Origin of the sequence: Alkalinema pantanalense CENA528 (assembly GCF_050753345.1) — a bacterium.
GTDB classification, from domain to species: domain Bacteria; phylum Cyanobacteriota; class Cyanobacteriia; order Leptolyngbyales; family Leptolyngbyaceae; genus Alkalinema; species Alkalinema pantanalense.
In genome coordinates, this window is the sequence record NZ_JBLZFX010000128.1 from 1 (window position 1) to 14,311 (window position 14,311).

Consider the following 14,311-nt stretch of genomic DNA (forward strand, 5'->3'; position numbering starts at 1 on the left):
CATCAAACTATCGGGAGCGCAGTGGAACCAAGACAATGTCCCTCAGGTGCTTAAACACCGCTCTGCATATCTCAATGGGCAATTCTCATCGTGAGTCTTACAAAACTGGGATGCACCCTTCGAAAATGCCTGAACCCCTTTTAGGGATTGAAACCCTCAGTGAACTTCCAATCCTTGTTAGCAAAGTTTTTGGCGTGTTCGAAAATGCCTGAACCCCTTTTAGGGATTGAAACCCTTCTCTTTCGCATCAAAAAGCTTTTTATAATTCGCGTTCGAAAATGCCTGAACCCCTTTTAGGGATTGAAACGGGGGGAGTTTCTGTATCACCCTGATACTTTTGTGGTTCGAAAATGCCTGAACCCCTTTTAGGGATTGAAACTGGCCCCACAAGTCTTTGACCCTAGGGAGAAATTCAAGTCCGGTGTTCGAAAATGCCTGAACCCCTTTTAGGGATTGAAACTGGCCCCACAAGGGAACCCAAATTCTACTGGAATGGCTGCTCGTTCGAAAATGCCTGAACCCCTTTTAGGGATTGAAACCACAGATCTCGCTAGGCGGAGTAGTCTTAGCCAACTCCAAGTTCGAAAATGCCTGAACCCCTTTTAGGGATTGAAACAGAAGATGGCCTTGTTTGCCCCTTATGCGAAAAAAGTTCGAAAATGCCTGAACCCCTTTTAGGGATTGAAACGGCAAGCCAGAGACTAAGCGGTTTTTTGGGTGTGATTGTTCGAAAATGCCTGAACCCCTTTTAGGAATTGAAACGAGTTCTTTGAAAACTTCCTGCATGTACTCATCGGGGGGTTCGAAAATGCCTGAACCCCATCTGAGCTTTCGCCACTATGCTGGTTCCCAAAGTTCTCGGACTCCAGCTTCTGGTAGCCAACTGGCAACTTCCTAAATGCGCTCCTCAGATAGTTCCTTCTTTGTGGCTGAGAATACCGCTTTTACTGCCTGCTTGGGATCGGCATCTTTGCGTTCTGGGTCTCTTTCAAATCCACCTTCGTTTGTAACTCGGAAGAAAAAGCGGTCGGAATCAATTTTGAAGATACCTGAACCGTGCCAGGGTGGACGAACCCGACTTAAGAAGCCTACTAGCAGATTAGCGTCTTTCCACAGATCAGTCACTTCCATCTGAAGTGCTTTTCCTTGAGTTAGCATTAGGGAACAGCACATAAATAAAATCCCAATTGGGTAGGGGTAGGAGAGTAAAAGGGTAGGAGGGTAGGGGAATGAAGAGGGGATATTATTTCTTTGCAAATCCCTTACCTCTTCATGCAACTCGTCTGCAACGCGATCAGCAGCTTCAGTCTTCATCAAATCGCGCATGACTCGAAATACAATTTCAGTAAAGGTGTTGCTGAATGGCGCTATGATTTCGCCGGATTAGGAACAGAGCCTCAAGGCTTTCATAAACCGTTTCATAGCCAGATTCAGCAACACCAGGCATCGTATACCATCGCTTAGCTCCTAGTTTGAGAGGACAAGCTGACTGTTCTCACATTTGTCGCGAGTCCGAGTTTTTCCAGTCCCCGGATCATCCACCAAACCGGATCAATTTCCCACCAGCATGAGCCAAACTTTGCTGAAGTTTGATCGGCATGATGATTGTTATGCCAGCCTTCCCCAAATGTTAGCAAAGCCACCCACCAGCAGTTGGTTGAACGATCGAGGGTGTCAACATTCCGGTAGCCAAACTGATGACAAGCACTATTCACAAAACACGTACTATGAAAGCCCACAAACAGACGTGCAAAAATTCCCCAAATCACAAAAGGCATTCCGCCTAAACCATAAAGCACAACTGCAAGAGCAACTTGTAATGCAATGTAGTGCTGATGACAAAACTGATAAAACCGATCGTCAGCAATATCTTTAGTAAACCGATGAAGTTCAGATTTCATGGGAACTTCGTGCATTAGCCAACTGATATGGCTCCACCAGAATCCCTGAGTTGAATCATGCGGATCACCGACACGATCGACATAGCGATGGTGCATTCGATGATAGCCGACCCAGCCCATGACGGCTCCTTGACCTGCTAATGTGCCACAGAAAATCAGGCAGTACTCAACCCACTTGGGAGTCTTCAAGCTCCGATGCGATGCTAATCGATGAAAGCCTAAAGATATTCCTAGCCCGATTGTCAGCCAGTGTAAAATGAGCGCAATACCAACGGCGGACCAACTGAAGTAAACTGGAGACAGCGCACACAATGCTCCTAGATGCAACATTACTGTGAAAGCAATGACATTCCAGCGAGGACGAGGCGACATCAGACCGATATTCGTCATGTAGTTTCTCCTGAGTTAAGGTGGAATAGTTTATCTGTATTGCCTTGCTTCGATCGAGCAGAGGTCTGTAGTCTCGATCTCTGAGGCTGCCATCCCCAGAGTCCAGTCACCAACCGCAGCAATATCTGCCACAGTAGACAGCCGGTTCACCGATGTCTTCTGGCAAGAACTCAACTCGATGGGGATAGTCTGCATTGGACAGAATGACTTTAGGAAAATGGGCGATCGCAGGAGCGATCCGTTCCCATACGCCCAAATTTTGAAAAATGTGAGCAGACCGAGGCGACAGCGCATAGGCACGAGGACGGGACGCGGCTTGTTGAAAAGGTTGCACTTCAACGATCGCAATTTTTAGCTCAGACGATCGCAATCCACAAGCCAGCGTCAATCCTGAAATGCCACCCCCGACAATCACAACATCGTAGGAGATTGAATCCGTAGCGATATTCATGAGTGCATCAGCGTTTGGTCAACTGAGTTAGACACTGAGTTAGACAGTTCGCGGGTTGCCACGTTTGCACGAATGGCTCGAAACATTCCAAAGCGGCAAAGTCCTGCACCAAAGGCGAGTCGCATGAGCAGAAAAGTCGGCACTTCCCGCAGCGACTTCATCAATCCCACCAGTCCAAATCGAATTATTCCTTGCGGTCGAACCACACCTTGCCAGATGGAATCAAGCCAAGCTGGCAACGTTTCCTGAGTCCAATCTGTGGTGATGACTTCTCCTTCAACGAGTCCGGTTGCTGCCAACAGTTCAGAAAAGCCTTCGATGCTGGCAAAGGCAGGATGTGACCACTGATCCAGCAATTGGCGCATCACAGGGCGCTCCCAAGCATTCAGGGGATGTTGGCGATCGTCGCGTTGATTCCAGTCTGCTACGACTAGAATGCCGCCTGGTTTCAAAACTCGCAGCAGTTCTCTCGCAAACAGTGCTTTATCTACCATATGGGGACCTGCCTCGATCGACCAAACCACATCAAAACTCGCATCCGGGAAAGACAAAGCCAGCGCATCATCCACTTGAAACTTCGCCTTCACGCCCTCTGGAGTCAGTTCTTGAGCGCGTCTGACCTGCTCAGGACTAATCGTGATGCCAGTGACATCAAATCCATAGCTTTGTGCCAAAATTCGGCTACTACCGCCAATGCCACAGCCGACATCTAAAACGGTTGTGCCTGCGGGCAGATGTTCTAGCCCACCCCAACGCACCATTTCATGCACAAAATCATATTTTGCCTGAAGAAAGTCTTTGCGCCGAGGGGGTGAGCCGTAGTGACCTAGATGAATATGCTCTCCCCAGTAGAACTCTAAGATGCCATCGTTTGTCCAGTCATCATAGGAATTGGCAACAGAATCCGCAGACTGATACGTTCGGGGAAATAGTAAGTACAATGCCAGTCCAACGACTAAGGCAAACAGCAGTAGCGCGATCGTGAGTAAGAGAAGTTTGAGCATCGTTTTTGAGCAGGTAGCCTTACAACCGTGATATCCAATGAGACACACTTTGAACCCTGTCTAGAAGGTAGCCTTTTAGCCTAGACAGGGCTTGACTGAAACGAGAACGCCTCGCAGAGAGCGGTTCTTGCTTCATCCTTTGCTTGACAAACGGGTGAACGGATGTCGGAATTTTTCCAGAATGATGCAGATAGTCTTTGAGCATAACTTCCCTCAGAAGGATTGCAGATGTTAACGCACAGGTTCGCTCTGCAACGAACAGACTGCGGGCTGAAATTCCTCCCAAGCTTTGCAGACTTGTTCATAGCATTGAACAGGGGTAATCAGTAAGTTCTTCAGATAGCAAAACGTGACTTGGTTGAAGGACTCCAGCAGAAAACCGACTTCGGTTGCCGGATCGTAGGCATCAACTGCATCCAGAATGTGAGCGTTCATAAAGTGATGGCGAAGAATCACGGTGTCCGGAGCCACTAACCAGGCATTTAGGAAAGCAGCCAGACGAGAACGCCGCACGAAGTAGGTTTTGAATGATTCTCCAGCAATCTCGATCGCTGGAGAATTGGTGCTACAGATAACAGCTCCTCGACCGCCACTCAAGTATCCCGACCAAGCGTTATAGCCAATGGCGAGTAAATTGGTTGCAATAAACTCTTGCTGCCAGTCTGACTGATTCATAGAGATCTCCTGTATGAGGGTACACTCGGCTGAAACTCTGCCCATCGTCGCTGCACCTGTGAGTAGCACTGCGGGGGTGAAATGGCTAGATTTTGCAGCAGGTTGATCTCTACTGCTTGGTTGCCGTGGAGCAGCAAGACAATCTCCTGAGCCGGATCATAAGTTGAGAGGGCATCGTTCACTACATCAATAATTTCCGGCTCTAGTTCAAGACTTCGCAAATACTTTGGAACCCGCGATCGCGCCACAAAAATCGGATCAAATACAGCCACCTCTACATCCCAGTCAAATGCAGGTGAAATCGAATTCATCCCATCACACACTAACAATCCTCCTCCGTGCTGAAGATAGCCAGACCATGCCTGATATCCAAGCATCAGACTGTTATGTTCGATAAATCGGGCTTGCCAGGGCGTGCAGTTTCCCTGCCACAGATCATTGTGCATTGGCGTTCTCCCGGATTGCCTTTGTCGCCTGCACCATGTTCTTGAGGGCTGGAATCACCTCTTCCCATCGTCGTGTTTTCAAGCCACAATCTGGATTGACCCAAATCTGACGCACAGGTAAGTTTTTGATTCCAGCTTCGAGTTGCTGGACTAGCTGCTCCGTGGTTGGAACAACCGGACTGTGAATGTCATACACGCCATTCCCGATCTGATGCGAATAGCCTGCTTCTGTGACTTCTTGCAGCGTTCGGTTATTGCTGCGACTGTTCTCGATCGACAACACATCGGCATCCAACCGCTCAATATGCTGAATGATGTCACCGAATTCGGAGTCGCACATATGCGAACGAACACTCCAATTCAGCACATGGTCATAAAGGGTAGTGTCAGCAATGCCGATGCGATCAATCCCAGCTTCGAGTTGGATTTTCCAGTTCGCAAATTCAACCTCTCGAACCTTTTGCAGCAAGCTTTCGGCATCAGATTTACCGCTCCAAAAGGCTTCTAACGCCGTTTTAACCTCACGATTTTTACCTATGCGGGGATACCCCAGCGTTGCAGTTTGAATAGTCATAGCTGTAGCGTTCCAAATTCTGTAAAAAACATGTAAAAGTGACTGTCTCCCGGTAGGGAAGCAGACCATAGCCAGACGTAGCGAGGACATTAGCTGCAACTGCCAGATGCAATATCAGCCACCTTTGCTCAGGTAGCCTTGCTAAATGTCAATCGCACGTTCAACTCAAATCGTTAGCTCAGAACGCTACAACCTTAAAATTCCAACAAAATGTCGATCGCGCAGCATCTCGTAGAGAATTGCAAAAGCTTGAAATTTTTATCATCCGTACCTCGCAGATGTTTATGTAACGGGTTTATGACTCGGCGGGCATTCTGACTCAGAGAGTTGCGCCTCTCCTTACAGCTGCGGGACAGCGGCAGATTCACACTGCACTTTCCCCCTTGCGTTTGATGGCTGCTCCCCATCAAAACCGACTTGACCCTAACAATAACACAGTTGACGCGCAGCGCAGCAGCTTTACCCTGCATTTCTTCATAGGCAAATTACTGAACCACTTCAAGATATAGCGCCTTTCTCAAATTACTTACGCTATCCGTAGAATAAAGATGATCCGATTTGATTTGTTTGTTTTATACTGAGTCGAACATCAAGCATCATCTTTGCGCGGGGGAACTCGACGAGCTGGAGACATTTGTAGGGACAAAAAACAAAATTTGGCGCTGGACTGCCGTTGACCGCTTCAGAAAAGGGATTTTAGGGTGGGTGCTGGGCGACCATAGCGCTGAGACCTTTAAGCCGTTGTGGATGATTGTTGCGACTTGGGAGTGCTTTTTCTATGTTACGGATGGATGGTCAGTCTATCCTGGCTTTATTCCAGACGGTGATCAGATTGTCAGCAAGACCTATATGACGCGAGTTGAGGACGAAAATACTCGTTTAAAGCACTATCTAGCTCGCTTACATCACAAGACGTTGTGCTATTCCAAAGCCGTAGATATGCTGAGATGACTCGATTCGTAGGGCTATGCCCCGCCGCAGGCGTATGCTACTGCACTACCTCAAGTTTGGCGATGTTCCTGTTCCTTAGTAAATCATATCCCTATTCAGCAACCCAAGCCGATTTTACAAGCGAATGCCATCGGCTTGGGTTGGCGATCAAGCTAGAGCAATGGCCAGTTGCCGATGGATTCGAGTTCTAAGCTTTCAGGACTAAATTGGTGAGCATGGTATTCATCTTGTTAACTGATTCAACATACTCGTTTTGCGGAATCGATTCTGCCACAATGCCTGCTCCTGCATTAAAGTGAATCCGATCTCCATACTGGTACACCGATCGAATGGCGATCGCAAAATCAGCCAGACCTTGGCTATTGACCCAACCAATGCCCCCTGCGTAAATTCCGCGTGGTTCCGTTTCCAAGCGATCGATCCATTCCAACGCACTTTGCTTATCAATACCAGACACCGTAATCCCAGGAAACAGCACCTTTAGCGCATCCCAGAGGGTTTTGTCATCACGCAATTGTCCACCCACCCGCGAAGACAAATGCTGCACACAGCGATATTGCTTGACTTGCATGAAGTCAAACACCCGCACCGTATCCAGATCACAAAACTGCGAAATTTCGTCCTGGGCTAACCAAATGGACAATGCATGTTCCTTAACTTCCTTAGCATCGGTGAACAGTTCCTGGTAAAGTTGTTCATCTTCCGCTAAATCAGTTGCACGGGGACGAGTTCCCGCCAAGGGATTGGTAATGACAAAGTGATTACGATCGACCGTCATCAAGATTTCTGGACTGAACCCTACCGCACTCACGTCCTCCAAGCGGAAGCAGTAGGAACGGGCAGAATTATTACTATCACAGCCTAGGCAATAGGTTCCCAGGACATCCATTTCCCCGGCCAGCGTCACCGATCGCGACAGAATCGCCTTATGTAAATGCCCTGCTTGAATCGCTTCAATCAGGCGGCTGACTTGGGTTTGGTATTGGGTTTGATCACTAAAATCGACCGTGGGGGGAGTGGCCGTGTACTGGCGCAGTGGCGTGTCGATCGAGAGGGCTTCTAGAATTTTTGTGAGCGACTTCACACTGCGGATATGCACGCCCTTAGGCGTCAAATGCAATTCCGTTTCTGGAATGAGTAGATGGAGCAACGGTTGCTGAATCGCCTTCTGGTAGGGCGAGTAGAACCGAGCCATGTCAAAGCCCACGTAACCATAGGCAGTCCAATCTTCTACGGGCAACGTTGCCAGAATCGCTTCAACCTGTTTGAGCGGATCAGCCGCGATCGACTGAGTTTGCCGCTCTCCCATCGTGTTAACCGTCACAGAGTCTGTTCCCACAGCAATGCTACAGAGAGCATTTCCCGCAATACGCACCTCCCGATCGCTATGATAGAGAACATAATCGGAGAACAGACCGATCTCTAATAGATGTTGCAGTAGGGATTGTGCATCTTTTTGAACTGGAACAAATAACTCATGGTAGACGATCGTAGGACGTGCGACTTGTAGCATGATGAAATACCTAGATAAAGAAAGCTAAACATGTTTGGTAGACAGTGGCAATGCATCTGTGAGCAATGCATCGGCGATCAATACATCCGTGATCAATGCATCCGTAACAGAGGATTGATGCTGACTTAATGCCTTGCGATGCACTTTGCCTGTGGCGGTGCGGGGAAGATGATCCAGAAAATGAATCATGCGCGGAGCTTTAAAATGGGGCAATTGGGTTTTGACCCATTGAGCGATCTGTTTTTCCAGGATCGGAGAGGCTTGGAACCCAGCCTTGAGGCTGACATAGGCCACAATTTGGGTCAGGGTTTCATCGGTGGCAAATTCCGGCACGATCGCGGCATCTAAGATACTTTCATGCTGGAGTAATACGTCTTCAATTTCAAAGGGCGAAACCCACATGCCATTGACTTTAACAAAGTCGTTATTACGCCCCATAAACCAGAAATAGCCATCCACATCTTGGAGATATTGATCACCCGTGCGCATGGTGCAGCCGTACAAAGCATCCCGCGTAGCTTGCAGCCGATTCCAATAGCCCAGCATTAAGCTTTCGCCCGTCACTTGCAATGCACCGACTTCCCCCGGTGGCAGAGGACAACCCGCATCATCCACAATTTGCACGTCATAGCCGGGAATGGGCCGCCCCGAACTACCGGGACGACATTCCCCAGGCCGATTGGACAGAAAAATATGGAGCAATTCGGTGGTGCCAATGCCTTCACAAATTTCCAGCCCGTAGCGATCGCGCCATTGCGACCAGAGGGTTTTTGGGAGTTGCTCAGCGGCGGACACACACAGGCGCAGGGAGGCAGGATCGAGAGGTGCCAGCTCATGCAAGGCCAGCATTCCCGCATACAGGCCAGGAATGCCGAAGAACACCGTAGGGCGATGGGTTTGAATGTCCGCAATCACATCAAAGGCGTTCACCGCATCGGATAGCACCGATGAAGCCCCCACGGCCATGGGCATATACAGCGTATTACCCAAACCATAGGCGAAGGGCATTTTTGCAACGGAATAGACAATATCATCTTCCTGCAACCCTAAAACCGCTTTGCCGTAGGATTCAGCGCAAATAACCATGCTCTGGTGCAGGTGCACAACGCCTTTGGGGTTGCCCGTGCTGCCGGAGGTATATAACCAAAAGGCCGGTTCTTCCCGATCGGTTTGCGCCCAAGGCATTTGGTCGTCTTGCTGGGCGATCTGCATCAGAAAGGGTTGTGCACCATCAACGGTCAGGCCATGGCGCAGGCTAGCCGCCGGAATGGGGGCCAAGGTTTCCAGCCAAGCCTGCGTCGTCAGCAGAACTTTAGCACGGGAATTCTGCAAGATATACTGAATTTCAGCAACGCTACAGGCTGTATTAATGGGAACGGGAATAATCCCCGCCCAAATTGCACCCCAAAATGCAAAGACAAATTCTGGCGTATCCGGTAAAAGAATTGCAAGACGCTGTTCCCGCTCTAAGCCTAAATTCGTCAGCAACTTCGCCGATCGTCGAACCAACTGGGCCACCTGACCATAGGTATAGGCCGCATCACGGGTATAAAACGCCACCTTGTCCGATCGATTTGCCGCTAAATTCAGTTCAAGAAAATATGCGGCTACGTTGAATGTTTTAGGTAAGCGTGCTGAAAGACTCTCCATTCCCTTTCCTAGTAAGGTTTGCTAGTTTCTGTAATTTCTCTAGTCTGTAGCTTCTGTTGTTGTAGATTCCGTTGTTACGAAGATTACTGTCGTGACTCAGATTTCTATGGTGACTGCGGCAGCGATCGCTTCTTTGGCACTATAGGAATCCTGATTGAGATCCTGATCAGGATCAGGATTTAAGATTCCGCAGTCGCGATCGTTGCCATCCGGCAAAGGTCTCCCACCGTGACATCCTGCCGACTCCCCAATTTCACCTCAATCCCCAGTCTACGTTTCAATTCCAACGCTAGCCGCACCGTTTCCACGGAATCTAAGCCGAGGTGTGCCTGGAGTAAGGTATCTTCCTGTACATCGTCCACAATTCCCAACTCAGCAAAAATTTCTTTAATTTGTTCTAGCACGGGTTCTAACACGGGTTCTAACACTGTTCTGCGCTCTCCCAAACGTTCCTGAAAAAACAAAGTCGCTCTGCTGATCTCTGCATCATGCAAGCTTCATGGAGTCTAGATCTAGATTTGGAATAATTTAGATTTGGAATAATTGTGGGATATAGATGCACTCCCCTCAAACGATGCCTCGAATGAAGCACCCTTTAGCCTGAGCTAGGTAGGCTCAATTTTTCAATGAACCTTTTTAATAATTGAGAATAATTTCTGATAACTTATAAAGAGCTTATTACATGATCTTCACTTTTGGCAAGAATTCTCGAATCTTTTCCTACCGTGTTCATTGCAGAATCAATCAATCGCCTCCTAATGACAACAATCTCAACTGCTAATCCTTGGTTAACTTGCCCTAAACCCAAGCCCCAAGCGCACTTACGACTATTTTGTTTACCCTATGCAGGGGGAAGTGCCCTGAATTTTCGATCGTGGATCAATGACCTGCCTCCCACGATCGAACTCTGCCCGATCGAACTGCCAGGACGGGGATTGCGTTTACCAGAACCGGCCTTCGATCGATTAGAGCCCCTAGTGCAAGTGTTGGGGGAAGCCCTGCTGCCAGCCCTCGATCGCCCTTTTGCCATCTTTGGTCACAGTCTGGGGGCGCTGCTCGGGTTTGAATGGGCACGCTGGTTACGGCGGCGGGGTGCGCGATCGCCCATGCACCTGTTGCTGTCCGGTCGGCGTGCACCCCAAGTGCCCACAGCCATGCCCCTGCGCTACAACCTCCCGGAACCCGACTTTCTAGCGGCGTTAAATCGGCTCAATGGAACGCCCCAAGCCATTTTGGAACATCCGGAACTGATGCAATTACTATTGCCAACGCTGCGGGCCGATTTTTCTGTGGTCGAAACCAGCCTGTACCATCCAGAGCCACCACTCGCTTGTCCAGTCACGGTTTTTGGGGGGGTGGACGATCCCGAAACCACCCTAGAAGGCTTGCAAGCTTGGCAAACCCAAACCCAACAGACCTTTCGCCTAGAACTCCTGCCAGGGGATCATTTTTTCCTCCATTCCGCCCAGCCCCAGTTATTGACTTTGATTCAGCAAACACTGACCCAAACCCTCCAAACCCTTTAGGCCAGCCGATTCACCGATCGCATGAGATCGCGGGTGGCCCCCACTGATCCCGTATTGAGACAAAACTTGACGGGCCATGGGTTTCAAAAGCCCCCGATCGCGCTACTCTAAATGAGAATCTTTATAGTTAGAATCTCATTTAATGACTCACTAATGCCACCGGGGTCGCATGACTTAAATTCAGCATGATTTCTATCAAATCAACATGACTTCTATCAAATCAATTATCAAATCAATTATCAAATCAATGTGTGTCGGATACCATCTTAGGGATTTGCCAAGAAATAATATCCCCTCTTCATTCCCCTACCCTCCTACCCTTTTACTCTCCTACCCCTACCCAATTGGGATTTGATTTATGCGCTGTTCCCTTACCTGAGTTAATTCTGTGGTTTACCTTAAACAGATTCAGAAATATGGATTGCTAGGCAGTTTGTATCTGTCTCAATCATTGCCGTTTATTTTTTTGGGTAAGGCATTGCCCGTCATGTTACGCCAAGAGGGACTGTCGTTAACCGCGATCGGGTTTATTTCTCTCCTGATTTTGCCGATTACCTTTAAGTTTCTCTGGTCACCTTTGATCGATCGCTACAGCATTCCCACCTTGGGCCATTATCGATTTTGGATTATCACTATCCAGAGTCTCGTTGCGATCGTCACCGCAGGATGCAGTTTTTTAAACCTGGAAACCAGTTTGCCCCTTGTGCTGGCAGGGATGCTCGTCATTGCCGTCGGTTGCGCCAGCCAGGATATTGCCACCGATGCCCTAGCGCTGGGACTACTGGAACCCCAGGAACGCGGCTTTGGGAATGCGATTCAATGCATTGGCGTATCCCTAGGCAGCATGATTGGGGGGGGTGGCATGCTGATTTTGCTGAACCATTTGGGCTGGCAAAATAGCTTACTGATTTTGTCCGGTTTGATGCTGGCGGCCCTCATTCCAGTTCTGTTGCATCGGGAAAAACCGAAACCTCAAGCTAGCCCCCCAACTCAACTATCCAGTCAACTGCAAAACGTCATTCCATTGTCACCTAGGAATAGCCGTCACGATCGACGATCGCCACCGTTCCAAGGGGTGATGAACTATTTCAAGATTTTTATCCGTTTTTGCCAACGGCCCGCAATGCCCCTGTGGTTAACCATTTTGCTGCTGTTTAACTTTGGTTATGTCCTGTCTTCCTACCTATTTGATCTGCTGTTAGTGGATTTGAATATTTCCCTGGAAAATGTGGGTTGGTTAGAAGTTCTTTCCACAGGCACCAATATCCTCGGCTCCCTCATCGCCAGTGGCATTATTGCCCAAGTCGGTCGGCGACGATCGCTGATGTTTGCCTGTAGTTTGGCAGCGGCGAGTATTTTGTCCTATCTGGCCCCTGCATTGGGCTGGACTCAGTTACCGATCTTGGTGGCCATTACGGTGTTAACGGCTCTGGCCTTGGGGATGGTGGTGACCAATGCCTTTACAATCATGATGGACAAAAGTCAGCCCGAAAGTGCTGCGACTGATTATGCCATTCAAGCTTCATTTATTACCCTTGGCAGCATTCCCGCGCGAGTCGTTAGCGGCATGTTGGTCAGCGGCATCGGATACGTGGGGGTTTTTATACTCAGTGCAGCGATCGTTGGATTGTGTGTTCTGCTAGTTCCCCGTAGTTTGCAGCGTCCACAGGCTATTGAGATGTCTGTTATCAAGGCATAATTCCAGATTCGTTGAAATCCCATGATTCCAGCAGTTGACCCATGATTATCATCCAAGATACCCAATTTCCGATCGTCTCGGTTCAGTTTGTCAATGCCGTTAGTCTAGCGGATGTAGCGGAATATTTAGCGCAGTTTGATCAATGGCTGACGCGGAAAACCCCATTTGGCGTGTTGTTATCCCACGTGACCGATCCGACCCAAGCCACGATCGAAGATGAAACCGTACATCAAGCCGTGCATCGCGCGATCGTTCAGTGGGGCAAAGAAAATCAGGATCGGCTTGCCCAGCATTGTGTGGGAATGGTGTTGCTCATTGAGGATGCAGCAGAATTCGCCCAAAAGCAACGGGCAGCCCCTAAAACTATTACGGCGATCTATGGCTGCCCAGGACAAGCTTGTGCAACGCGATCGGAAGCAGAGCAGTGGTTACAACAGCAATTAATCCAGCGATAAGGGAACAGCGCATAAATGAAATCCTAATTGGGTCAAGGTAGGAGAGTAAAAGGGTAGGAGGGTAGGAGGGTAAAAGGGTAGGAGGGTGGGGGAATGAAGAGGGGATATTATTTCTTGGCAAATCCCTAAGGAGTGGATGGGAAGCGGCTCATTGGCTCATGATTCCGGTAATTGGTTGGGATCAATTCCTTGCGATCGCAAATAGGTTTCCAGTCGCTCCCGCTGTGCCCGTTCTCGATCGGCCCGTTCCTCTGCACTGAGGTAGCGATCGCCCTTATCGTCAAACCAAGTTAAAACTTCTTGTTCAATCCCACCAATACTTTGCGGCGATCGACCAATGCCGAGTCCCACTTCTGGCATCCAAAATGGTTCGCCCTTTTGCAATTGATAGTTCCCGTCGATTAATTTGTAAAGCTCAAACGGTTGATGGCGATCTCGTTGCCAATATTCCGGGTTATAAACCAGATAATACAGGACGCCTAATTTGGCATAGATCGCTAACTTTTCGTCATACTCTCCACCAGGAGTTTGGGACACCATTTCTAACACCCAAATCGGTACGATGTCCTGTTCTTCCCAGGTTGCATAGCAACGGCGAGACTTGCCCCCTTTTTTGCGCTCTACCCCCAAGCTGAGAAAACCATCCGGCACGATCGGAACCCTCGAACTGATTCCCGTCGTGTGATAGATCGCCATATCTACTCCAAAAAACCAATCCATGCGAGAGGCCCACAAACTCGTGAGCAAGAGTAATAGCAGATTAGGCAGCAGATTTTGGTCTTCACTATCCACAGGCGTGTCATCCGAACAAGGTAACTCTTCGGCAGCAGGCAGCAGCGATTTGAGGTTAGACGGAATCATGACAAACCCACTCCTGAGGCAGGGGATTCTAACCAGTATAGAACAGCCCCAGGGAATCCCTAGAGCCGTTAAAACTTGCTGCTATACCAAATTGATTCATTAATGCTACAGATCCGATCCCCCCTTGTATCTTAAGAGTAGTGGTAGACCGATCCCCCCTGGATTGAGAAAATCGCGGGCTAGCCAGGGTCGCCACTACTTTGCACTAGGGCCAA

Annotated in this window: 14 protein-coding genes, 1 pseudogene, 1 CRISPR repeat array and 1 riboswitch; of the genes and pseudogenes, 4 read left to right on the forward strand and 11 right to left on the reverse strand. The window is 48.9% G+C overall.

What is annotated here, in order from left to right; translation table 11 throughout:
* Positions 1-117: 117 nt before the first annotated feature.
* A CRISPR array of direct repeats spans positions 118-762; the repeat unit is 37 nt; unit sequence GTTCGAAAATGCCTGAACCCCTTTTAGGGATTGAAAC.
* A gap of 132 nt (positions 763-894) precedes the next feature.
* From ACN4EG_RS25085 to ACN4EG_RS25115, 7 genes are all read right to left on the reverse strand, one after another.
* Positions 895-1,326 carry a DUF2267 domain-containing protein gene (locus ACN4EG_RS25085; RefSeq protein WP_431633023.1) on the reverse strand — a complete coding sequence of 144 codons (432 nt, stop codon included), beginning with the start codon at positions 1,324-1,326 and terminating at the stop codon, positions 895-897.
* 134 nt (positions 1,327-1,460) lie between these two features.
* A complete protein-coding gene (locus ACN4EG_RS25090) occupies positions 1,461-2,291 on the reverse strand; it encodes an acyl-CoA desaturase (protein WP_431633024.1) in 831 nt (276 codons plus the stop codon).
* 106 nt (positions 2,292-2,397) lie between these two features.
* Complete coding sequence (locus ACN4EG_RS25095; RefSeq protein ID WP_431633025.1) at positions 2,398-2,742, reverse strand: FAD-dependent monooxygenase; 345 nt, start codon at positions 2,740-2,742, stop codon at positions 2,398-2,400.
* Positions 2,739-3,746: a methyltransferase domain-containing protein gene (locus tag ACN4EG_RS25100; protein WP_431633026.1), complete on the reverse strand. Its 1,008-nt coding sequence runs from the start codon at positions 3,744-3,746 to the stop codon at positions 2,739-2,741. The genes ACN4EG_RS25095 and ACN4EG_RS25100 overlap by 4 nt, the downstream gene beginning before the upstream one ends.
* A 231-nt stretch (positions 3,747-3,977) precedes the next feature.
* On the reverse strand, positions 3,978-4,421 hold the full coding sequence (locus tag ACN4EG_RS25105; protein ID WP_431633027.1) for a hypothetical protein: 444 nt from the start codon (positions 4,419-4,421) through the stop codon (positions 3,978-3,980).
* The gene (locus tag ACN4EG_RS25110; RefSeq protein ID WP_431633028.1) at positions 4,418-4,867 is read right to left on the reverse strand and encodes a hypothetical protein; all 450 of its coding nucleotides are present in this window, start codon (positions 4,865-4,867) and stop codon (positions 4,418-4,420) included. The genes ACN4EG_RS25105 and ACN4EG_RS25110 overlap by 4 nt, the downstream gene beginning before the upstream one ends.
* Entirely contained in the window at positions 4,857-5,441 is a 585-nt protein-coding gene (locus tag ACN4EG_RS25115) for a hypothetical protein (protein ID WP_431633029.1), read from the reverse strand. Before ACN4EG_RS25115 ends, ACN4EG_RS25110 begins: the two co-directional genes overlap by 11 nt.
* Before the next feature lie 287 nt (positions 5,442-5,728).
* A riboswitch (cobalamin riboswitch) is annotated at positions 5,729-5,873 on the reverse strand.
* Positions 5,874-6,050: 177 nt separating this feature from the next.
* On the opposite strand from ACN4EG_RS25115, the pseudogene ACN4EG_RS25120 reads away from it, so the two are divergent.
* Positions 6,051-6,471 (forward strand): annotated as a pseudogene (locus ACN4EG_RS25120) (IS1 family transposase); the annotation flags it as partial.
* Between the two features lie 108 nt (positions 6,472-6,579).
* Here the strand turns inward: ACN4EG_RS25120 and ACN4EG_RS25125 are convergent.
* The 3 genes from ACN4EG_RS25125 to ACN4EG_RS25135 all read right to left on the reverse strand — a co-directional run bounded on the left by ACN4EG_RS25125 (position 6,580) and on the right by ACN4EG_RS25135 (position 9,983).
* Entirely contained in the window at positions 6,580-7,905 is a 1,326-nt protein-coding gene (locus ACN4EG_RS25125; protein ID WP_431633030.1) for a salicylate synthase, read from the reverse strand.
* Positions 7,906-7,929: 24 nt separating this feature from the next.
* A complete protein-coding gene (locus ACN4EG_RS25130; protein ID WP_431633031.1) occupies positions 7,930-9,555 on the reverse strand; it encodes a benzoate-CoA ligase family protein in 1,626 nt (541 codons plus the stop codon).
* A gap of 179 nt (positions 9,556-9,734) precedes the next feature.
* Positions 9,735-9,983 (reverse strand): acyl carrier protein, encoded by a 249-nt coding sequence (locus ACN4EG_RS25135; protein WP_431633032.1) that lies wholly within the window; start codon positions 9,981-9,983, stop codon positions 9,735-9,737.
* A 330-nt stretch (positions 9,984-10,313) separates the two neighbouring features.
* Here ACN4EG_RS25135 and ACN4EG_RS25140 point away from each other — a divergent pair, with 330 nt between their 5' ends.
* From ACN4EG_RS25140 to ACN4EG_RS25150, 3 genes are all read left to right on the forward strand, one after another.
* Positions 10,314-11,081, forward strand: coding sequence for a thioesterase II family protein (locus tag ACN4EG_RS25140; RefSeq protein ID WP_431633033.1), 768 nt, complete (start codon positions 10,314-10,316; stop codon positions 11,079-11,081).
* Positions 11,082-11,469: 388 nt separating this feature from the next.
* Entirely contained in the window at positions 11,470-12,780 is a 1,311-nt protein-coding gene (locus tag ACN4EG_RS25145) for an MFS transporter (protein ID WP_431633034.1), read from the forward strand.
* A 41-nt stretch (positions 12,781-12,821) separates the two neighbouring features.
* Positions 12,822-13,235: a hypothetical protein gene (locus ACN4EG_RS25150; RefSeq protein ID WP_431633035.1), complete on the forward strand. Its 414-nt coding sequence runs from the start codon at positions 12,822-12,824 to the stop codon at positions 13,233-13,235.
* A gap of 156 nt (positions 13,236-13,391) precedes the next feature.
* On the opposite strand, the gene ACN4EG_RS25155 is transcribed toward ACN4EG_RS25150, so the two are convergent.
* On the reverse strand, positions 13,392-14,096 hold the full coding sequence (locus tag ACN4EG_RS25155) for a Uma2 family endonuclease (protein ID WP_431633036.1): 705 nt from the start codon (positions 14,094-14,096) through the stop codon (positions 13,392-13,394).
* Positions 14,097-14,311 lie beyond the last annotated feature (215 nt).

Excerpts from the sequence above, each read along its gene's own strand:
- ACN4EG_RS25095 (WP_431633025.1), bottom strand. The coding sequence starts at position 2,742 with ATGAATATCGCTACGGATTCAATCTCCTACGATGTTGTGATTGTCGGG.
- ACN4EG_RS25090 (WP_431633024.1), bottom strand. The coding sequence starts at position 2,291 with ATGACGAATATCGGTCTGATGTCGCCTCGTCCTCGCTGGAATGTCATT.
- ACN4EG_RS25115 (WP_431633029.1), bottom strand. The coding sequence starts at position 5,441 with ATGACTATTCAAACTGCAACGCTGGGGTATCCCCGCATAGGTAAAAAT.
- ACN4EG_RS25110 (WP_431633028.1), bottom strand. The coding sequence starts at position 4,867 with ATGCACAATGATCTGTGGCAGGGAAACTGCACGCCCTGGCAAGCCCGA.
- ACN4EG_RS25125 (WP_431633030.1), bottom strand. The coding sequence starts at position 7,905 with ATGCTACAAGTCGCACGTCCTACGATCGTCTACCATGAGTTATTTGTT.
- ACN4EG_RS25085 (WP_431633023.1), bottom strand. The coding sequence starts at position 1,326 with ATGCGCGATTTGATGAAGACTGAAGCTGCTGATCGCGTTGCAGACGAG.
- ACN4EG_RS25100 (WP_431633026.1), bottom strand. The coding sequence starts at position 3,746 with ATGCTCAAACTTCTCTTACTCACGATCGCGCTACTGCTGTTTGCCTTA.
- ACN4EG_RS25155 (WP_431633036.1), bottom strand. The coding sequence starts at position 14,096 with ATGATTCCGTCTAACCTCAAATCGCTGCTGCCTGCTGCCGAAGAGTTA.
- ACN4EG_RS25130 (WP_431633031.1), bottom strand. The coding sequence starts at position 9,555 with ATGGAGAGTCTTTCAGCACGCTTACCTAAAACATTCAACGTAGCCGCA.
- ACN4EG_RS25105 (WP_431633027.1), bottom strand. The coding sequence starts at position 4,421 with ATGAATCAGTCAGACTGGCAGCAAGAGTTTATTGCAACCAATTTACTC.
- ACN4EG_RS25150 (WP_431633035.1), top strand. The coding sequence starts at position 12,822 with ATGATTATCATCCAAGATACCCAATTTCCGATCGTCTCGGTTCAGTTT.
- ACN4EG_RS25140 (WP_431633033.1), top strand. The coding sequence starts at position 10,314 with ATGACAACAATCTCAACTGCTAATCCTTGGTTAACTTGCCCTAAACCC.